This is a genomic window from Streptomyces sp. AM8-1-1 (genome assembly GCF_032229325.1).
Classification (GTDB): domain Bacteria; phylum Actinomycetota; class Actinomycetes; order Streptomycetales; family Streptomycetaceae; genus Streptomyces; species Streptomyces achmelvichensis.
Genome location: NZ_CP135086.1, coordinates 1587726 through 1608077, shown reverse-complemented (window position 1 = coordinate 1608077; position 20352 = coordinate 1587726). Strand labels below are relative to the sequence as shown.

At 70.4% G+C, this 20352-nt stretch carries 15 protein-coding genes; 6 read left to right on the top strand and 9 right to left on the bottom strand.

Going from position 1 to position 20352, the window contains the following annotated elements; translation table 11 throughout:
* Positions 1-2 precede the first annotated feature (2 nt).
* The 5 genes from RPQ07_RS07265 to RPQ07_RS07245 all read right to left on the bottom strand — a co-directional run bounded on the left by RPQ07_RS07265 (position 3) and on the right by RPQ07_RS07245 (position 7577).
* The gene (locus RPQ07_RS07265) at positions 3-962 is read right to left on the bottom strand and encodes a CoA ester lyase (RefSeq protein ID WP_313943226.1); all 960 of its coding nucleotides are present in this window, start codon (positions 960-962) and stop codon (positions 3-5) included.
* Positions 959-2971 carry a protein meaA gene (locus tag RPQ07_RS07260; protein WP_313943225.1) on the bottom strand — a complete coding sequence of 671 codons (2013 nt, stop codon included), beginning with the start codon at positions 2969-2971 and terminating at the stop codon, positions 959-961. Before RPQ07_RS07260 ends, RPQ07_RS07265 begins: the two co-directional genes overlap by 4 nt.
* Before the next feature lie 14 nt (positions 2972-2985).
* Complete coding sequence (gene ccrA / locus RPQ07_RS07255) at positions 2986-4323, bottom strand: crotonyl-CoA carboxylase/reductase (protein WP_313943224.1); 1338 nt, start codon at positions 4321-4323, stop codon at positions 2986-2988.
* A 484-nt stretch (positions 4324-4807) separates the two neighbouring features.
* The gene (locus RPQ07_RS07250) at positions 4808-5653 is read right to left on the bottom strand and encodes a TetR family transcriptional regulator (protein WP_391837744.1); all 846 of its coding nucleotides are present in this window, start codon (positions 5651-5653) and stop codon (positions 4808-4810) included.
* Between the two features lie 142 nt (positions 5654-5795).
* Positions 5796-7577, bottom strand: a complete 1782-nt coding sequence (locus RPQ07_RS07245; RefSeq protein WP_313943222.1) for a 3-hydroxyacyl-CoA dehydrogenase family protein — start codon at positions 7575-7577, stop codon at positions 5796-5798.
* Between the two features lie 357 nt (positions 7578-7934).
* On the opposite strand from RPQ07_RS07245, the gene RPQ07_RS07240 reads away from it, so the two are divergent.
* Entirely contained in the window at positions 7935-8501 is a 567-nt protein-coding gene (locus RPQ07_RS07240) for an adenylosuccinate lyase (protein ID WP_313943221.1), read from the top strand.
* A 320-nt stretch (positions 8502-8821) separates the two neighbouring features.
* Here RPQ07_RS07240 and RPQ07_RS07235 read toward each other — a convergent pair whose 3' ends face one another.
* Entirely contained in the window at positions 8822-9415 is a 594-nt protein-coding gene (locus RPQ07_RS07235; RefSeq protein ID WP_313943220.1) for a hypothetical protein, read from the bottom strand.
* Positions 9416-9594: 179 nt separating this feature from the next.
* On the opposite strand from RPQ07_RS07235, the gene RPQ07_RS07230 reads away from it, so the two are divergent.
* Complete coding sequence (locus RPQ07_RS07230) at positions 9595-11322, top strand: helix-turn-helix transcriptional regulator (protein ID WP_313943219.1); 1728 nt, start codon at positions 9595-9597, stop codon at positions 11320-11322.
* Here the strand turns inward: RPQ07_RS07230 and RPQ07_RS07225 are convergent.
* From RPQ07_RS07225 to RPQ07_RS07215, 3 genes are all read right to left on the bottom strand, one after another.
* A complete protein-coding gene (locus RPQ07_RS07225; protein WP_313943218.1) occupies positions 11312-11812 on the bottom strand; it encodes a GNAT family N-acetyltransferase in 501 nt (166 codons plus the stop codon). The two genes, RPQ07_RS07230 and RPQ07_RS07225, sit on opposite strands and share 11 nt — an antisense overlap.
* A 24-nt stretch (positions 11813-11836) precedes the next feature.
* On the bottom strand, positions 11837-12244 hold the full coding sequence (locus RPQ07_RS07220) for a RidA family protein (protein ID WP_313943217.1): 408 nt from the start codon (positions 12242-12244) through the stop codon (positions 11837-11839).
* A 102-nt stretch (positions 12245-12346) separates the two neighbouring features.
* A complete protein-coding gene (locus RPQ07_RS07215) occupies positions 12347-13381 on the bottom strand; it encodes an Rv2578c family radical SAM protein (protein ID WP_313943216.1) in 1035 nt (344 codons plus the stop codon).
* 172 nt (positions 13382-13553) lie between these two features.
* Between RPQ07_RS07215 and RPQ07_RS07210 the strand changes: the two genes are divergently transcribed.
* From RPQ07_RS07210 to RPQ07_RS07195, 4 genes are all read left to right on the top strand, one after another.
* On the top strand, positions 13554-13997 hold the full coding sequence (locus RPQ07_RS07210) for an SRPBCC family protein (RefSeq protein ID WP_313943215.1): 444 nt from the start codon (positions 13554-13556) through the stop codon (positions 13995-13997).
* Positions 13998-14233: 236 nt separating this feature from the next.
* Positions 14234-16624 (top strand): MFS transporter, encoded by a 2391-nt coding sequence (locus RPQ07_RS07205; RefSeq protein WP_313943214.1) that lies wholly within the window; start codon positions 14234-14236, stop codon positions 16622-16624.
* A gap of 123 nt (positions 16625-16747) precedes the next feature.
* Entirely contained in the window at positions 16748-19177 is a 2430-nt protein-coding gene (locus RPQ07_RS07200; protein ID WP_313943213.1) for a SpoIIE family protein phosphatase, read from the top strand.
* Between the two features lie 253 nt (positions 19178-19430).
* Positions 19431-20180, top strand: a complete 750-nt coding sequence (locus RPQ07_RS07195; RefSeq protein ID WP_313943212.1) for a class I SAM-dependent methyltransferase — start codon at positions 19431-19433, stop codon at positions 20178-20180.
* Positions 20181-20352 lie beyond the last annotated feature (172 nt).

Genomic DNA, 20352 nt, shown 5'->3' with positions numbered 1-20352 from the left:
GCTCAGGCCTCCGGGGCTTCGAACGTCGAGGTACGGATCATGCCCGCGGCACGGCCCTTGCCCGAGATGACCAGGGCCATCTTGCGGCTGGCCTCGTCGATCATCTCGTCGCCGAGCATCGCCGAGCCCTTCTTGCCGCCGGCCTCGGACGTGTAGTAGTCGTACGCGTCCAGGATCAGCTCGGCGTGGTCGTAGTCCTCCTGTGAGGGCGAGAACACCTCGTTGGACGCCTCGACCTGACCCGGGTGCAGGACCCACTTGCCGTCGAAGCCGAGCGCCGCGGCCCGCTGGGCGACGGCCTTGTAGCCCTCGATGTTCTTGATCTGGAGGTAGGGGCCGTCGATCGCCTGGAGGTTGTTGGCACGGGCGGCCATCAGGATCTTCATCAGGATGTAGTGGTAGGCGTCCGCCGGGTAGCCGGGCGGCTGCTCGCCGACGACCAGCGACTTCATGTTGATCGACGCCATGAAGTCGGCCGGGCCGAAGATGATGGTCTCCGTGCGCGGGGATGCCTGGGCGATCTCGTTGACGTTGTTCAGACCCTGCGCGTTCTCGATCTGCGCCTCGATGCCGATCTTGCCGACCTCGAAGCCCATCGTCTTCTCGATCTGGGTCAGCAGCAGGTCCAGCGCCACGATCTGCTGGGCGTCCTGCACCTTCGGCAGCATGATGCAGTCGAGGTTCTGCCCGGCGCCCTCGACGACGGTGACCACGTCGCGGTAGGTCCACTCGGTGGTCCAGTCGTTGACCCGCACGACCCTGGTCTTGCCCGTCCAGTCACCCTCGTTGAGGAACTTCACGATGGTGTGCCGGGCGTCCGGCTTGGCGAGCGGCGCGCAGGCGTCCTCCAGGTCCAGGAAGACCTGGTCCGCCGGGAGGCCCTGGGCCTTCTCCAGGAAGCGCGGGTTGCTGCCCGGCACTGCGAGGCAGGAACGGCGCGGCCTCAGACGGTTGACAGTCATGCGGGGACCTCCAGAGGGTCGAGCTTGTTCGCTTTCCGGATCTCGTCGACGATACGGCCGATGATCTCGGTGATGCCGAAGTCCTTCGGGGTGAACACGGCGGCCACGCCGGCCGCTTTCAGAGCGGTGGCGTCGGCGTTCGGGATGATTCCGCCGACGACGACCGGGATGTCCGGCGCCCCCGCCTCGCGGAGCCGGTCCAGCACGTCGGGCACCAGCTCGGCGTGCGACCCCGACAGGATGGACAGGCCCACGCAGTGCACGTCCTCGGCCAGCGCCGCGTTGACGATCTGCTCGGGCGTGAGCCGTATGCCCTGGTAGACCACCTCGAAGCCGGCGTCGCGGGCGCGTACGGCGATCTGCTCGGCGCCGTTGGAGTGCCCGTCCAGGCCCGGCTTGCCGACCAGCAGCCGCAGCCGTCCCGAGCCGAGCTCGTCGGCGGTGCGGGAGACCTTGTCGCGGACGACCGCGAGCGGCGTGCCCGCTTCCGCGGTGACCGCGACAGGTGCGCTGGAGACGCCCGTCGGGGCGCGGAACTCGCCGAACACATCGCGCAGCGCCCACGCCCACTCGCCGGTGGTGACACCCGCACGGGCGCACTCGACGGTGGCCGCCATCAGGTTCTCGGTCCCCGCGGCGGCCTTCTTCAGCGCGGTGAGCGATTCCGTGGCACGGGTCTCGTCGCGGTTGTCCCGCCACTCGTGCAGTTTGGCCACCACCCGCGCCTCGTTCTCCGGGTCGACCGTCATGATCGCCGTGTCGAGGTCGGCCGTCAGCGGGTTCGGCTCGGTGGTCTCGAAGATGTTCACGCCGACGATCTTGTCGTCGCCGCCCTCGATCCGCGCCCGCCGCTCCGCGTGCGAGGAGACCAGCTGCGACTTGAGGTACCCGGACTCGACGGCCGCCATCGCGCCGCCCATCTCCTGGATCCGGGTGATCTCCGCCAGGCACTCGTCGACCAGCGAGTCCACCTTGGCCTCGATGACGTGCGAGCCGGCGAAGATGTCCTCGTACTCCAGCAGGTCCGACTCGTGGGCGAGGACCTGCTGGATGCGCAGGGACCACTGCTGGTCCCACGGCCGCGGCAGACCGAGCGCCTCGTTCCAGGCCGGGAGTTGCACCGCGCGGGCGCGGGCGTCCTTGGAGAGTGTGACGGCCAGCATCTCCAGCACGATGCGCTGGACGTTGTTCTCCGGCTGCGCCTCGGTGAGCCCCAGGGAGTTGACCTGGACGCCGTAGCGGAACCGGCGCTGCTTCTCGTTCTCGATGCCGTACCGCTCACGGGTGACCTGGTCCCAGATGCGGCCGAACGCACGCATCTTGCACATCTCCTCGATGAAGCGGACACCGGCGTTCACGAAGAAGGAGATACGGGCGACCACGTCGCCGAACTTCTCCGCCGGCACCTGACCCGAGTCCCGCACCGCGTCCAGCACCGCGATCGCGGTGGACATCGCGTACGCGATCTCCTGGACCGGCGTGGCGCCCGCCTCCTGCAGGTGGTAACTGCAGATGTTGATGGGGTTCCACTTGGGGATGTTGGCGACCGTGTACGTGATCATGTCGGTGGTCAGCCGCAGGGAGGGCACGGGCGGGAAGACATGCGTCCCGCGCGACAGGTACTCCTTGACGATGTCGTTCTGCGTGGTGCCCTGAAGCCGGGTGGCGTCCGCGCCCTGCTCCTCCGCGACGACCTGATAGAGCGCCAGCAGCCACATCGCGGTGGCGTTGATCGTCATCGAGGTGTTCATCTGCTCCAGGGGGATGTCCTGGAACAGCCTGCGCATGTCACCGAGATGCGAGACGGGAACCCCGACCCGGCCGACCTCGCCGCGGGCGAGGATGTGGTCGGGGTCGTAGCCCGTCTGTGTCGGCAGGTCGAAGGCGACCGACAGACCGGTCTGGCCCTTGGCGAGATTGCGCCGGTAGAGCTCGTTGGACGCCTCGGCGGTGGAGTGGCCCGCGTACGTCCGCATGAGCCACGGCCGGTCCTTCTGACGCTCTGTCATGTGTGGGACCTCAGTCAGACGTTGCGGAAGCGGTTGATGGCGTCCACGTGCTTCTCGCGCATCTCTTCGTCGCGCACACCCAGACCCTCGCTCGGGGCGAGAGCGAGGACGCCGACCTTGCCCTGGTGGAGATTGCGGTGCACGTCGTACGCGGCCTGGCCGGTCTCTTCGAGGGAGTAGACCTTGGAGAGGGTGGGGTGGATCTTGCCCTTGGCGATCAGGCGGTTGGCCTCCCATGCCTCGCGGTAGTTGGCGAAGTGGGAGCCGATGATGCGCTTGAGCGACATCCACAGGTAGCGGTTGTCGTACTCGTGCATGTAGCCCGAGGTGGAGGCGCAGGTGGTGATGGTGCCGCCCTTGCGGGTGACGTAGACGCTCGCCCCGAAGGTCTCGCGGCCGGGGTGCTCGAAGACGATGTCGATGTCCTCGCCGCCCGTGAACTCGCGGATGCGCTTGCCGAAGCGCTTCCACTCCTTCGGGTCCTGCGTGTGCTCGTCCTTCCAGAACCTGTAGCCCTCGGCGCTGCGGTCGATGATCGCCTCGGCGCCCATCGCGCGGCAGATGTCCGCCTTCTGCTCGCTGGAGACGACACAGATCGGGTTGGCGCCGCCGGCCAGGGCGAACTGGGTGGCGTAGGAGCCGAGTCCGCCGCTGGCACCCCAGATCAGGACGTTGTCGCCCTGCTTCATGCCCGCGCCGTTGCGCGAGACGAGCTGACGGTACGCGGTGGAGTTCACCAGGCCCGGGGCTGCGGCCTCCTCCCAGCTGAGGTGCTGGGGCTTGGGCATCAGCTGGTTGGACTTGACGAGTGCGATCTCCGCCAGGCCGCCGAAGTTGGTCTCGAAGCCCCAGATCCGCTGCTCGGGGTCGAGCATCGTGTCGTTGTGGCCGTCGGAGGACTCGAGCTCGACGGACAGGCAGTGGGCGACGACCTCGTCGCCGGGCCGCCAGGCGTTGACGCCGGGCCCGGTGCGCAGGACGACGCCCGCCAGGTCGGATCCGATGACGTGGTAGGGCAGATCGTGGCGCTTGGTGAGTTCCGAGAGCCGTCCGTAGCGCTCCAGGAAGCCGAAGGTGGACATCGGCTCGAAGATCGAGGTCCAGACGGAGTTGTAGTTCACCGAGCTGGCCATGACGGCCACCAGTGCCTCGCCGGGGCCGAGTTCGGGCACCGCGACGTCCTCGACATGGATGGACTTGCGGGGGTCCTTCTCCTTGGTTTCGAGGCCGTTGAACATCTCGACCTCGTCCTTGTGCACGGTGACCGCGCGGTAGGACTCGGGGATGGGCAGTGCGGCGAAGTCGGCGGGGGTGCTGTCCGTCGACTGAATGGCGTCCAGGATGTCCTTCACGGGTGCCTCCGGCGAAGCGCGTTGCGGGGAACGCTGAGGGGAACGTCGGTGTGCTGCTGTGTGGAGGTGTGCCGTCGGTTCGGCGGGTGGTGCGGGTGTGGCGGCGCCGGTGGGCGCGAAGGGTGCCTGTGACGCAGGCGTCCGGGCCGCAAACTCAGGGTTTGCTGGGACAGCCGGCGTACGAATGGTCTCTGCACGCCGGCCGCCCGGACAACTTCAACGTATGGCACGGCGTGCCATGTGACAAGACACTGCGTGCCAACAATTTCTCTCAGTTGTCATCCGGGGGGGGGGGGGCACGTATGAGCAACAACGGCCGCCCCCGAGGGGGCGGCCGTTGCTCACTGTGAGTGACCGAATGCGCTCCGCTGCTCGGAGCGGGGGGCCCGAGTGTGATTCCCGGGGTGGCCCGGGGGTCGCGGGTACCGCCATCCGTATGAACTTCAGGGCCTGGCGGAGGGGTCAGAACCCCCGGCACACCGGGTCAGGCGCGGCGGTCCTGAAGCGCCCGCTCGATCGTCCGCATCACGTCGTCCAGCGGCGCGTCCGTACGCGCCACGGCCACCAGGACCTCGCCCTCGGTGGTCACCGCCGCGGCCGGTGCCGGATCGCCGGAGCGGGGCGCGGACGCCGTGGGCACCCCGTCCCGTGAGCGGCCCGCTCCTATGCCGGTGCCGAAGGTGTCGCGGACGATCGCGAAGGCGTGGTCGAGCTGGGTCTCCACGTCGCCCTGGCCGCCGGCGCGCAGCCAGCGGCGCAGCACGTGGTTGTGCGCGGTGACCACCGCGGACGCCGCCACCTCCGCCAGCAGCGGATCGTCGTTGCCGTCGTGGTGGTCGCGCTCGTCGAAGTGCCCCAGCAGATAGCGGGTGAACAGCCGCTCGTAGCGGGCCACCGAGGCGATCTCGCGCTCCCGCAGGGTCGGGACCTCGCGGGTCAGCCGGTAGCGCTCCACGGAGACGGCGGGGGAGGCCGCGTACATCCGCATGACCTCCTTGATTCCCCGGCACACCGTGTCGAGCGGGTGCTCGTGGGGCGGAGCCGCGTTCAGCACCGCCTCGGCCCGTACGAGCGTGTCGTCGTGGTCCGGGAAGATCGCCTCTTCCTTGGAGCGGAAGTGGCGGAAGAAGGTCCGCCGCGCGACGCCCGCGGCCGCCGCGATCTCGTCCACCGTCGTCGCTTCGTAGCCCTTGGTCGCGAACAGTTCCATCGCCGCGGCGGCCAGTTCGCGCCGCATCTTGAGGCGCTGTGCGGCGGCGCGACTGCCGGCTGCGCTCTCCGGGGCGTCGGACGTGGCCTTGGTACGGGCGGGCTTGGCGGGCTGCGGCATGACCTGAACGTACTGCATCCGTGCAGGAGAGCGCGCCTGTGGGTGAGGAGCGCCCGCCCCTGTGGCGGGGGCGGAAACGGGGGCCGGAGCCGGGGGCGGACCGTCCGAGGGATCGAGCAGTCCGCCCCAGCCGGCGGTGTGATCAGCGGCGGGCATATTCGCGGAAGCCGCGCCCGGTCTTCCGGCCGAGGCAGCCCGCGGCCACCAGGTGCTCCAGCAGTGGCGCGGGAGCGAGACCCGGGTCGCGGAACTCGCGGTGCAGCACCTTCTCGATCGCGAGCGAGACGTCGAGCCCCACCACGTCGAGGAGTTCGAAGGGCCCCATCGGGTAGCCGCCGCCCAGCTTCATGGCGGCGTCGATGTCGTCGAGGGTGGCGTAGTGCTCCTCGACCATCTTGATCGCGTTGTTCAGGTACGGGAAGAGCAGTGCGTTCACGATGAATCCGGCGCGGTCGCCGCAGTCCACCGGGTGCTTCTTGATCTTCGCGGTCACCGCGCGGACCGTGGCGTGGACGTCGTCGGCCGTCAGGACGGTACGGACGACCTCGACCAGCTTCATCGCCGGCGCCGGGTTGAAGAAGTGCATGCCGATGACGTCCTGCGGACGCGAGGTGGCGCGGGCACAGGCCACGACCGGCAGCGAGGAGGTGGTGGTGGCGAGCACCGCACCCTCCTTGCAGATCTTGTCCAGGGTGGCGAACAGCTGCTGCTTGATCTCCAGGTCCTCGGCGACGGCCTCGACCGCGAGATCGACGTCCGCGAAGGCGTCCAGGGAGCCGGCGGGAGTGATCCGGCCGAGCGTCTCGTCCCGCGCCTCGGCCGTCATCCGTCCCTTGTCGACAGAACGGGAAAGAGACTTGGTGATACGGGACTTGGCCGTCTCCGCCTTCTCCAGCGAGCGCGCGGCGAGCACCACGTCGTAGCCCGCCTTGGCGAAGACCTCGGCGATGCCGCTCGCCATGGTCCCGGAACCGGCCACGCCCACGGAACGGACCTCACGGCCACCCGCTCCCTCGGCCGCCGGCTGCGGGGTGAGCGCGTCCGGCACCGGGGTCGCGGCACCGGGTGCCGCGTAGGTGTAGAAGCCGCGCCCCGCCTTGCGGCCGGTCAGACCGGCCTCGCTCAGCTGCTTGAGGATGGGGGCCGGCGCGTGCAGCCGGTCGCGGGACGCGGAGTACATCGCGTCGAGAACCGTCCGGGCGGTGTCGATGCCGATCAGGTCCAGCAGTGCCAGCGGTCCCATCGGCAGGCCGCAGCCGAGCTTCATCGCGGCGTCGATGTCCTCACGGGAGGCGTACTTGGCCTCGTACATCGCGGCGGCCTGGTTGAGGTAGCCGAAGAGCAGACCGTCGGCGACGAAACCGGGCCGGTCACCCACGGCGACGGGCTCCTTGCCGAGTTCACGCGCCAGCGCGGTGACCGCTTCGACGGCGGCGGGCGCGGTCAGCACCGAGGAGACGACCTCGACCAGCTTCATCGCGGGAGCCGGGTTGAAGAAGTGCAGCCCGAGCACGCGCTCGGGGTGCGAGGAGTCGGCGGCCAGACGGGTCACGGACAGGGCGTTGGTGCCGGTGGCGACGATGGTCGTGGGGCGCACGATGCCGTCCAGCGCACGGAAGACCTGCTGCTTGGCCTCGTACGACTCGGACACCACCTCGATCACGAGATCCGCGTCGGCGGCCGCCTGGAGATCGGAGAACGTGCGGAAGCGGGCGAGCGTGTTGCGGCGCTCCTCCTCGGTGATCCGCTCACGCTCCACGGCGCGTGCGGTGGAGGCTTCGAGGGCGACGACGGCCTGGCGGGCGGCCGCGGCGCTGATGTCGATGCCGATGACCTCACGGCCGGCCCGGGCGAGCACCTCGGCGATGCCGGTGCCCATGGTGCCGAGGCCGACGACGGCAATGGTGTGGAGAGGGGTGTCCATCAGGGGACTCCAGGGATGAGTGACGACTGAAGAAGAGGTGCGCGCGGGGAGATGCGCACGGGCGGTGCGCGTGGGGAGGTGCCAAAGGGCGCACGGCGCACGTCGATTGCGTGTCGTGGTGCAGGGCCGGCGGACTCTGTCCCGGAGTCACGCCGTACGCGATACGTCCACCGACGCATCACGGTGCTTGCCGAACCGACTGCACTCGCGGCGGCTGCGTCACCAGGCCACCGGGAGCTCTGCGGGGGTTACCCGCTCACTTGAGATTAACTCGCCAGTAACGAGCGCGCCAGACCTGGTCCGGTGTGATCTGGATCGCCGCCGTGCGCGGCCCCTGCCGTCGCTACGCTGACCGGCATGGACGAGGAGTTATGGTCCCTGGCCCAGCGGCTGAGGGGCGAGTCGGGCGGCTCGGTCGCCTATGAACGGCTGCTGGCGACCGAGGACCAGGAGGAGCTCGCGGGCGTCCTCATCGAACAGGAACGCCCCTTGTGGGCGCGGGAGATGGCAGCCTTCCGGCTCGGGTGCGCGGGGGACCGGCGGGCCTTCGAGGCCCTGGTACTGCTGCTCAACCACCGTGATCCGGCGCGCTGTGTCTCCGCCGCGCACGCGCTGGCCGCGCTGGGGGACCCCCGTACCCCGCGAGCGGCGGCCGCGCTGGCCACGAACGAGCTGAGGGTCGCCTACGCCCTGGTGCCGGTCCGGCTGCTCACCCGCCTGCGCGCCCCGGAATCCGCACCGGCCCTGATCACGGTGCTCCGGCGGCGGCTGGCGCCGGGCGATCCGCACTGGCGGGTGGCGCTCGCCTGTGTGGAGGGTCTCGGGGCACTGGGCGACCGGCGCGCGGGGGACATACTGCGATCCGCGCGGACGCATCCGCGTCTGACGGCGGCGGCGGAGGCGGCGCTGGCCAGGATCGGGTGACGAGGCCGGCGAGGCCGCGGGTGCCCTACGGTCCCGCCGCGGAGGCGCTTGCTGGGCGACCGGGCACGGGGGGTGGCGCAACGCAAGCGCGCTCCGGGCCGCGGAAACGCAAGCGGGGAGATGCGCAAGCCGGGGAGAAGTGCAAGCCGGGGAGAAGTGCAAGCGGGCTCCGGGCCGGAAGAGATTCCGGACCCGGAGCCCGCGGGCTCCCCCGATGTGCCCGTCGGGGTCGGTAGAACCCGACGGGCAGTCTGTGGCGTGCTCGTGCGCGCCGGTCCCGCGCCGGCCCGCGCTGTCGGTGGGCCGGCTCCGCGCGAGGATCAGTAGAGCTTGGCGACCGCCGTGCGCGTGGTCTTCCGGAACCCGTCCAGCGGCGCTCCGTCCAACTCGCCCAACTGGCTCCAGCGGACCACCGTCACGGCCTTGCCGTCGCGGCCGACCGAGTAGAGCGCGATGTCGGAGGAGCCGATCTCGGTGTCGTGGGTGTCGATGCTGTAGACGTTCGCACCTTCCTCCACATCGACCCTGCCGTGGTGGAAGGCCTCGCCCTCGATGGTCGGGTACTGCTCCTTCATCCGGTCGAGGCAGCTCTCGACCGATGCCCGGAGCTTGGTGACGAGCGCCTTCGCCTTGGCCTCGGTGGCCGCGACCGTGATGGTCTGCTGCGCTCCGGTGTCCAGCTCGGTCCTGAACTCCCGGTGCTTGCTGCCGGCCTTGGGCGCGACTCCCTGGGTGCAGAAGTCGTCGCCCGTGCCGGGCTTCACCGGGTCGGCGTGCCAGGCCGTGGAGGCGGCCGGCAGCTGGGAGGCGGACAGGAAGGCGGGCGTCACGGGAGCGGCGGTGGCCGCGCCGATCGTGACGACCGTCAGACCGACGGCCGCCGTGGTCAGGGCAGCGGTGCGGAACATGTTCATGAAAGGACTTCCCCGTTGTTCGTGGTTGGTGGAGCGATCACCAGCTTTGACGGCTCGTGAGGTGGCGGCAAGCACCTGAGGCACGTCCGGAACCGTGGAACCATTCCACCCCCGCTGACGTGGGACTCTTCAGCAGGGGTGAAACGCCGTCCTGGGACGGCCGGGGGGAGTTGAAAGGCGTGAGCACACCGCGAGAGTCCGAGACCGAGGCGTTCGCGCAGCGGCTGCGCGAGATCCGGGACGCGTCGGGCCGCAGCTACGGCGCTCTGGCACGTCGGGTGGGCGTCAGCGCGTCGACCCTGCACCGGTACTGCTCGGGAAGCACGGTGCCGGTGGAGTTCGCGCCGATCGAACGACTGGCCCGGCTGTGCGGGTGCGCCGGTGACGACCTGATCGCGCTGCACCGGTTGTGGGTTCGGGCGGACGCCGACCGCCGCCGGCGCATGGAGAGCGGCGGTGGGCGGGCCGACGCAGGTGACCCGCACGGCACTTCGGGCCTGGCGGCCACCGCGGCCACCTCGGCCACCTCGGAGGCGTCGGACACCTCGGCCACCTCGGAGGCGTCGGACACGTCGGGCACCTCGGAGGCGTCGGGCACGTCGGTCACCTCGGAGGCGTCGGGCAATCCCGCTTCGGGCACCCCCGTTCCGGCCGCCCCCGCCGAGGATTCGAGTGTCGGCATCCCCGTACCGGGCGGGCTCCCGCACGCAGACCAGGTATCCGCAGAACGTCCCGCGCGAGCGCCCGCACCGGCAGCAATGCCCCCATGGGCCGGCGCGCGTCTGTTCCGTCGTCCCGCTGCCTACGCCGCCGCCCTCGTCGCGTCCGTCCTCGCGCTCGTCCTGCTCATGGCCTTCGACCAATCACCGCTCTCCGCCGCTGACCGACAGCGCCCGACCGCCCAGCAGCCCGGCGACCAGGACACGGGCACCTCTCAGCCGCCTGGGGGCGGCTCCGCTCCCCAGGAGCTCACCACTCCCGAGGCGGCCGGTACGGATTCCGCGGAAGGGGGGCACGGCTCGGGGGAGGGGAAGAGCCCCGATCCCCGGACGAAGGCCACCCGGGCGCCCGGTGGGTCCCAACCCCGCGGAAACGGCACGCCGTTCACCTGGACCACGGATCAGCATGTGTGGCAGAACGGCTGCGGCCACACCTATCTCGTGAAGCGTGGCCCCTCCGCCGTACCCCCTCCGCCGGCCGAGGCCGACGCCGAACAGTGGGCGCGGTCCGTGGGTGCGGTGCACGCGGGCGACGCGGGTGTACGGATCACGGTGCAGGGCCGCAGCGACACCGCCGTCGTGCTCCAGGGCATCCAGGTCCGGGTGGTCGCGCGCCGGGCACCACTGAAGGCCGACGCCTACAGCATGAGCCCCGGCTGCGGCGGATCGATCACTCCCCGGCTGTTCGACGTGAACCTCGACGCCTCCCGCCCGGTCGCCCGCTCCGTGGCGGGCAACGATGCCGGTGACGCGATCCCCGCACTCTCCTTCCCCTACAAGGTCTCGGCGAAGGACCCGGAGATCCTGCTGGTCACCGGCCGCACGGTCACCTGTGACTGCGACTGGTTCCTGGAGCTGGCGTGGAGCAGCGGCGACCGGTCCGGCACCGTGCGCATCGACGACCACGGGCGCCCGTTCCGCACGAGCGGCTACCAGGGCAGGCCGGTCCACGAGTACGACTCCGGTTCCCGCCGCTGGATCTCGGCAGGGAGCGAGACGGACGCCGAAACGGACGCCGAAACGGACGCCGATACGGAAGGGGACGGCGGCACGGAAGCGGGCGCCGAACGAGGCGCGGACGCCGAGTCGGGTGCGGGCACGCAAGCCGGTGCCGGGACGGGGGCGGGCGCACATCCGTCGGCGGCACCGGCCCGGCCGTTCAGCGAAACGACAGGAGCTAGCCGGTGAGAGACCGCGTGTAGCGGACCTCAGGGACCGGCACACCGTCCACGTCGAAGAGTTCCTCCGCGCCGTCGGGAGTGAAGCCTGCCCGTTCGTAGAACCGGCGCGCGCGGTCGTTCTCCTTGAGCACCCACAGCTCCATCCCGCGGAACCCGGCCTCCCACGCCCGGCGCGTCAGCTCCTCCATCAGCTCACGCCCCACCCCTGTGGCGACCTGCTCGGGCAGCACGTATATCGCGTACAACTCGCTTCTGTCGGCGGTCGTGCCCGCGTCCCTGCTCGGCCCGAAGCAGCCCCAGCCGACCACGGAGCCGTCCCGCTCCGCGACCACATTGGTCACCCGGCCCGCGCTCCGGGCGAAGAAGCCGCGGCGCTTCTCCGCGTCCTCGGCCACACTCATCGCGTCGAGGTAGGACTGCGGCATCAGCCCCGCGTACGCGGCCTGCCAGCCTCGCACCCGGACGGTGGCGACGGCGTCGCAGTCATCGATCGTCATGTCCCGGATCCGCACCCCCACGGCTCAGTTCTCCTCCCCGACCAGCGCGAACGCCTCGATCTCCACGAGCAGTTCGGGCCGGAACAGGGCAGCCACCTGGACCGCCGAACTCGCCGGCAGGTGCTGCCCGGCGAACACCTCGTCCCGGGCGGCACGCACCGCGGGCAGCTGAGCCACATCGGTCACGAAGTAGGTGAGCTTCACGACGTCCGAGAACGTCGCACCCGCCGACGCGAGACACCGGCGGATGTTCTCGAACACCTGCCGCGCCTGCGCCGCGGGGTCGCCCTCGCCCACGATCCTGCCGTCCTCGTCGAAGGCACACTGCCCGGATATCGCGACGAACCGGCCGGTGCCCCAGACGACATGGCTGTAGCCGGTGCCGGGGGCCACGCCGTGAGGGGCTTTCACATGGGTGAGCTGTGCAGTCATGCGTACATCCTTGCGTACGCCACTGACAATCCGGACCGACGGCCCCCTCGCCCGCCTGCTCACCGGCCCCGCGCTGCCCCGCCCGCCCGGCGGGCGGCGCCCTCAGAGCAGGGTCAGCTGCGTCGGCGCCACAGCCTCCTCGACCGCCGCCTCCGGCGTACGGATCCGCCGGGGCATCCCGCGGTCCGCCGGTCCGATCCCGAACTCGGCCGCCAGTTCGTGGACATGGCGGGTGATCCGCCGCTGGTACCACTTCGGTGCGTACGCCCCCTCCGCGTACAGCCGCTCGTAGCGCCGTACGAGATGAGGGTGGTGCTCGGACACCCAGGCCATGAACCACTCACGCGCACCGGGTCGCAGATGCAGGACGAGCGGGGTCACCGACGTGGCTCCGGAGGCGGCGATCGCCTTCACCGTCGCCCGCAGCTGGTCCGGGCGGTCTCCGAGGAAGGGGATGACGGGTGCCATCAGAACCCCGCAGCCGATGCCGTGGTCGGTGAGGGTGCGGACGACGTCGAGGCGGCGCTCCGGTGCCGGTGTGCCCGGTTCGACCGTGCGCCACAGTGTCTCGTCGATGAAGCCCACCGACACGGATATCCCGACGTCGGTCACCTCCGCCGCCTGCACCAGCAGATCCAGGTCGCGCAGGATCAACGTCCCCTTGGTGAGGATGGAGAACGGGTTCGCCCGGTCCCGCAGCGCCGAGATGATGCCCGGCATCAGGCGGTAGCGCCCCTCGGCCCGCTGGTAGCAGTCGACGTTCGTGCCCATCGCGACATGCGCGCCCTGCCACTGGCGGGACGCGAGCTGGCGGCGGAGCAGATCGGGGGCGTTGATCTTCACCACGATCTGGGAGTCGAAGCCGAGGCCGGTGTCGAGATCGAGATAGCTGTGGGTCTTGCGGGCGAAGCAGTAGACGCAGGCGTGCGAGCAGCCGCGGTAGGGGTTCACCGTCCACTCGAACGGCATGCGGGAGGCACCGGGCACCCGGTTCAGAATCGAACGCGCGCGGACCTCGTGGAAGGTGATCCCCCGGAACTCCGGTGTGTCGAACGTCCTGGTGGTCACCGCGGACGTCCCGAACAGCGCGGTCTCCCCGGCCGTTGCGGGGTTCTCGACCAGATTGTCCCAGCGCATGGTCGCCTCCTCGGTAGCACTGACCCCAGAATAGAACACGTGTTCCCTTGATCACTGCAACCCCTGTGTGAAGGCGGGTGCGCCGGCGGCGCCGACGCCGCGGATTTGGGTGCCCGCACCCGAGGTGGTTGGCTAGCGCCACCCCGAACAACCGAGTGCTGGAGGAACAGCAATGGCGCAGGTCGAGGCCACCACGGAACGAATCATCTCGGCGGACGCGGAGAAGGTGTTCGATGCCCTGGCCGACTACGAGAACACCCGCGCGAAGCTGCTGCCCGAGCACTTCAGCGAGTACGAGGTCCGGGAGGGCGGGGACGGCGAGGGCACCCTCGTGCACTGGAAGCTCCAGGCCACGAGCAAGCGCATCCGCGACTGCCTCCTCGAGGTGACCGAGCCCACCGACGGGCAGCTGGTCGAGAAGGACCGCAACTCCTCCATGGTCACCACCTGGACCGTCACTCCCGCCGGGGAGGGGAAGTCCAAGGTCGTCGTCACCAGCGTCTGGAACGGCGCCGGCGGTATCGGCGGGTTCTTCGAGCGGACCTTCGCCCCCAAGGGGCTCGCCCGCATCTACGACGCCGAGCTCGACAAGCTCGCGCACGCGGTCGAGAAGTAGGCCGGCCCGAGTTGCTGTAACACTCACCGTTTCGAGTGGTTTTCCCCGCGGTCTCGTGATGCGCCCCCGGCGCCACGAGCCGCGGGAAAGCCCCTGATGAGCGCCCGACGCGCGCCCCCCGAACGGCAGTTGGCGCCCCCGGCGCGCCGCGTCCCCGAACAACGCCCCGCTTGCTCCCTCTTGGCGTGTAATGCGAAGAATGACGCCGCGCAGGGCGTGACGAGGGGAGCAGATACGTGGGCGGCATCACTCTGGTGAAGGACGAGCAGGCCGCACCGGTCACCGGCGGTCCCTCGGATCCCTCACCCCCGGCCGCCGCGGCAGCGGCTCCCGAACCGCTCAGCCCCCGGCGTGTACGCCTCGTCTTCTGCGGCCTGATGCTCGCGCTGCTCCTCGCAGCGCTGGAGCAGATGATCGTCGCCACCGCGCTGCCCAAGATCGTCGGTGAGCTCCAGGGGCTGGACCGGATGCCCTGGGCGATCACCGCCTATCTGCTCACCGCCACGGTGGGCCTGCCCATCTACGGCAAGCTCGGTGACCTCTTCGGACGCAAAGGCGTCTTCCAGTTCGCCATCGTCGTCTTCATCATCGGCTCGGCACTGGCCGGATGGTCTCGCAGCATGGACCAGCTCATCGCCTTCCGCGCCGTCCAGGGCATCGGCGCCGGCGGCCTGATGATCGGCGTCCAGGCGATCATCGCCGACATCGTCCCGGCCCGTGACCGCGGGCGGTTCATGGGCCTCATCGGGGCCGCCTTCGGTCTCGCGTCCGTGGCCGGACCCCTCCTCGGCGGGTTCTTCACCGACCATGTCTCGTGGCGCTGGTGCTTCTACTTCAACGTCCCCTTCGGCGTGCTCACGCTCGTCGTGGTGACCGCCGTGCTGAAGCTCCCGAAGCCCGCCGCACGGGGACGGCTCGACGTGCTGGGCGCGCTCTTCCTCGCGGCCGCCTCCACCTGCCTTGTCCTGCTGACCAGTTGGGGCGGCACCGAGTACGACTGGGACTCGCACGTCATCCTCGGACTGGCGGCCGGCGCCGCCGCAACGGCCGTCCTCTTCCTCGTCGTCGAGTCCTTCGCCCCCGAACCGATCATCCCGCTGAGGCTGTTCCGCGACTCGGTCTTCAACATCACCAGCCTCGTCGGCGCCGTCGTCGGTGTGGCGCTCTTCGGTGCCGCGAGTTATCTGCCGACCTTCCTCCAGATGGTCGACGGAGCCAGCGCCACCGAGTCGGGCCTGCTGATGCTCCCGATGATGGGCGGCATCGTCGTCGCCTCCATCGTCTCCGGCCAGCTCATCAGCCGCACCGGGCGCTACAAGGTCTACCCGGTGCTCGGCAGCGCAGTCTCGGTCGCCGGTATGTGGCTGCTGTCGCGCCTGGAGACCGACACCTCCCGGCTGGAGTACAGCGTCTGGCAGGCGGTGCTCGGCGTCGGGATCGGTCTGGTGATGCCGGTCCTGATCCTCGCCGTGCAGAACGCCGTACCGCCCGCCGACCTCGGCACCGCCACCAGCGCCAACAACTACTTCCGCCAGATCGGCGGCAGCGTGGGCGCGGCCGTCTTCGGCACCCTCTTCGCCGACCGGCTCACCGACTCGCTGGCCGACCGCCTCCCGCAGGGCGCGGGCCTGCCGGACCCCGAGTCGATCACCCCGCAGCTCGTGCACGCCATGCCGCCGGCGATGCGCGACGGCTACATCCAGGCGTACGCCGACGCCATGCCGCGGATCTTCCTCTATCTCGTGCCGGTGCTCGTGCTCGGCCTGTTCATCGCCTTCTTCCTCAAGGAGAAACCGCTGGTGTCCCACAACGCCTCCGCCGCCGAGACCGCTTCGGTGCCCCCGGCCCGCAGTGCGCCCGCCCACTCCTTCGGGGTCCCCGTCTGCGGGACCGTCCAGCACCACGACGGCACCACGGTGCCGCGCGCCGCCCTCACCCTCATCGATGTCCAGGGGCAGCAGATCGGCCGGGGCGCCAGCGGCGAGGACGGGCGGTATGCGCTGAGCGTGCCCGGCTCCGGCTCCTATGTGATGATCGCCGCCGCCGGCGGGCACCAGCCGCAGGCGGTCACCGTCACGGTCGGCGAACGCCCCGTCGAACTGGACGTGGTCCTCGGCGGCGCCGGACGTCTCGCGGGGACGGTGACCACCGCCGACGGCATGCCCGTACGGGAGGCGACGGTCACCCTCACCGATGTCCGCGGCGACGTCGTGGCCACCACTCGCAGCGGGCACGAGGGCGGGTATGTGATGACGGAGCTGGTGGCGGGGGAGTACACGCTCGCCGCGAGCGCCCCCGCCTTCCGCCCCGCCGCGCTCCCGGTGAGTGTGCAGGCCGCGAGGGAGACCCGGCAGGACGTCGAACTGGCCGGAGGCGCGATGCTGCGCGGCACGGTGCGGGCCGGCGGCGGGCGTCCCGTGGAGGAGGCCCGTGTGACGCTCCTCGACGCGGCGGGCAACGTGGTCGACACTCTCACCACGGGCCCCGACGGCACCTTCCGCTTCGTCGACCTCTCCTCGGGTGAGTACACGGTCATCGCGGCAGGTTACCCGCCGGTCGCCACAGTTCTGCAGGTGGCGGGCGGGGGGCGTACCGAACGCGATCTCCAGTTGGGGCACGAGGACTGACTCTTCGTCAGTTTCGCGCGGGCGCACCACCTATTCCACGGTTGCGCCGCACACCGTGTCGCCGTCGCCGTACCGTGGTGCCGAGGCCGCGGTTTCCGGCGGCGGGGAAGGAGCCTCCCAGCCATGGACAGTGGTGTTCCGACACCGCCACGGCAGTTCGCCGTGGCCGGCCGGATTCCGCTCGCCGTGGTCGTCGTGGACGGCGACGGCCTGGTCTCCCACTGGTCGACCGGAGCACGCCGGCTCTTCGGCCGCGACCGTCAGGAGGCCGTCGGCCGGCCCGCCACCGAACTGCTCCCCGTCACCGGAGCGTTGGCGGCTGATGGTGAGTACGAGGGGTACGACGGCTACGGCGGCCCCGGCACGGGCCTCGACGCCCCGCTGAACGGCCGCACCTCCTACCCGGCGGCGGGAAGGGCCCGGCTCTCCGAGCCCGGCAGCGAGCGCATCGACGTGCTCTGGTGGGCGTATCCCATGGTCGGACCGGGAACCGAGCGACTGCTCGTCCTGGCCGCCGACGCGCGGCTGTTCGGCGCCGAGGACGAGAGCGTCGAACGCATCGCGCCCGGCTTCGCCCTGCACACCGAGTTCTCCGGCTCGGACGAACTGGCGCGCAGGCTCCCCGAGATCCTGCCGAGCATGAGCGTGCAGGAGTCGACGCGGATCGTTTCTCAGATCCTCGAACTCGGCTACCCCGTGCTGGAGTTCAGTCACCACGATCGGGTGCCGGTCACACCCGACTGGGGTGTGCCGCGGCGCGCCGAGCGCAGGGCACGGCAACGGGCGGCCGAGGCGGCCGTCGCCGCGGGCCGGGAGGCGGACGGCGCCGATCTGGAGCAGGACCTCGAATACGCCGCCGTCCGCGAGCGCCTCGAATTCCTCAACGAGGTGAGCGGCCGCATCGGATCATCCCTCGACCTCTCCCGCACCATCCAGGAGGTCAGCGCCGCCGTGGTGCCGCGCTTCACGGATGTCGCGGGCACGTACCTGCGTGAGCAGGTCATCGCGGGCGAAGGCTTCCCGGACGGGCCGCCCGACGCGACCACCCTGTGGCACCGGGTCGCCGTCGAGCACGTCGACGAACCGGGCCGCTGGGACGATGTCGTACCGGTCGGCGAGTCGATGCCGTTCCCCGAGCACACGCCGTTCTTCCAGTGCATGACCACCGGTGATCCGGTGCTGGTGCCGAGGATCAGCGAGCAGATGGGCACCGCCATCGCCTCGCAGTTCGAGAAGCGCGACATCCGGCCGCTGATCAACGGCCGCTCCATGCTCGTCGTGCCGCTGAAGGCACGCAACGTCGTCCTCGGCTTCATGATCCTGCTGCGCCACGCGGAGCGCGCCCTGTTCAACGACATGGACCGGGTGACCGGGGCCGAACTGGCCGCACGCGCGGGGCTCGTCCTCGACAACGCCCGGATGTACACCTACCAGGAGAGCGTCGCCGAGACGCTCCAGGACTCGATGCTGCCGCAGGTCACCCCGCGGATGGCCGGGTGCGACACGGCCACCCGCTATCTGCCGGGCACCCTGCTCGGCCGGGTCGGCGGCGACTGGTTCGACTCCGTGAAGCTGCCCGGTTCACGGACCGCCCTGGTGGTGGGTGACGTCATGGGTCACGGGCTCAACTCGGCAGCGATGATGGGGCAGTTGCGGACCGCCGTACAGACGATGGCCGCGCTCGACCTGCCCCCCGAGCAGCTGCTGCGCAACCTCGACGACCTCGCCCAGCGTCTCGGCGAGCACTATCTCGCCACCTGTCTGTACGCGGTCTACGACCCGATCCGGCACGAGCTGCTGATGGCGAACGCCGGGCATGTGCCGCCGGTCCTCGTCCGGGCGGCCGATGGGCGCAGCGAACTGCTCGACCTGCCCACCGGTGCCCCGATCGGCGTCGGCGGAGTGCCCTTCCGGAGCGTTCGGGTGCCCGTGGCCCCCGGCGATCGTCTCGTGATGTGCACCGACGGGCTGGTGGAGGTTCGGGGAGAGGACATCGGGGTCGGCCTCGCGACACTGTGCGAGTCGGCGGCGCACCCGGCCGCCTCGATGGACGACGCCTGCGACACGATCATCCGATCGCTCAACACCCGTGGTGGGCGCAAGGACGACGTCGCTCTGCTGATGGCCCGGCTCAACGGCATCGCTCCCGAGTCGGTCGCGACCTGGGAACTGTCGCTGGAGCCGCGGGAGGCAGCCCGGGCGCGCCGGCTGGTCCGTGGGCAGCTGGCGTCCTGGGGGCTCGCCTCGGTGACGGAGACCGTGGAGCTCCTGGTCGGCGAGGTCGTGACCAACGCGATCCGCCACGCGGACGGGCGCCGTGCGGAACTGCGGCTGGTCAGGGCCGAGTCGCTGGTGTGCGAAGTGGCGGACGACGACCACACCCTGCCGACGCTGCTCGACACCTCGGGGGACGACGAGGCCGGGCGCGGACTGCGGGTGGTGAGCGCGCTGGCGCGTGAGTGGGGGACCAGCCGTACGGCAGGCGGCAAGACCGTGTGGTTCGAGCTGGCTCTGCCCCGGGCAGGGGCCGCTGCGCGAGCGGGGCACCGGTAGGGCGTGCAGGAGCCCTGCGGGGGCACCCCGTAGGGCGGGTCCGTGTCCGCGCGAGCCCGGCGGGTGCAGGCGCGTCTGTGTCCGTGCCGGCGGGGCAGGCGTAAGGCAGACCCACTTCTGTGCCGGCGAGGCACGAGTGGCCCGACCGTCACGCTGTCGAACGCGACGTGAAGGTATGCACACGATGCTTGTCGCCGTAACACCGGAGCGGTAGACCGATCTTGACGTGGTGTCACATCCTGGGGAGCTGGTCATGAGCGTGACGAGTCGGTACAAGGACGCCTGGGACGGCTTCTGGGGCGAGGCCTCCGGTGAACCGGGATCGGTCCTGTGGGACGCCGAGCCGGCGCTGACCGCGGGACTGCATCTGGCGCTGTACGAACCGCATGTGGACCACCCCGGACTGACCCTGCTGGACCTCGGCTGCGGCAACGGCACCCAGACCCGTTTCCTCGCCGACCGCTTCCCCACGGTGATGGGAGCGGATCTCTCGGCCGCCGCCATCGAACTCGCCGTGCAGCAGGAGAAGTCCCCGGCCGCGGGCGGCGACGCACCCTCGGGCGAGATGCGGTTCCGCCAGCTCGACGCCGTCGATGCCGAGCAGGTGGCCGCACTGCGCGAGGAGCTCGGCGACTGCAACGTCTATATGCGCGGGGTGCTCCATCAGAGCGACCCACAGGACCGCCAGGATCTTGCCGACACGGTCGCGACCCTGGTCGGTGAGCGGGGGCGGGCGTTCGTGGTGGAGCTGGCGGAGGCCGCGGGACAGCAGCTGGCCCGGCTGGCCCAGGCGGCGTCCGGCCCGCCGCCCAAGCTCCAGCCGGTGTTCCGGCACGGCATCGTGCCCGGAGCGGTGTCGGACGCGGACATGGTCGAGTACTTCCGTACGGCGGGACTCACGGTGTTCGCGAGCGGAAGCCTTCCGCTGACGACGACCGAGTATCAGAAGGACGGTTCGCGGATCGAGCTGCCCTCGAAGTGGCTGGTTCTCGGCCGCCGCTGAGAATGCACCACGAGCTCCATTTCCCCTTCCCAGTACGTCGTCTGACGGAGCGCCAGGTTCCTTTCCGTCGCCGAAAATTGGTCTGGACCACAACGGTGAACTGTGGTTAGGGTGCGCTGTGGACCCGCACCGCTCACCCCGGTCACGGGTCCGCTCCTGCCGAGCTGCTGAT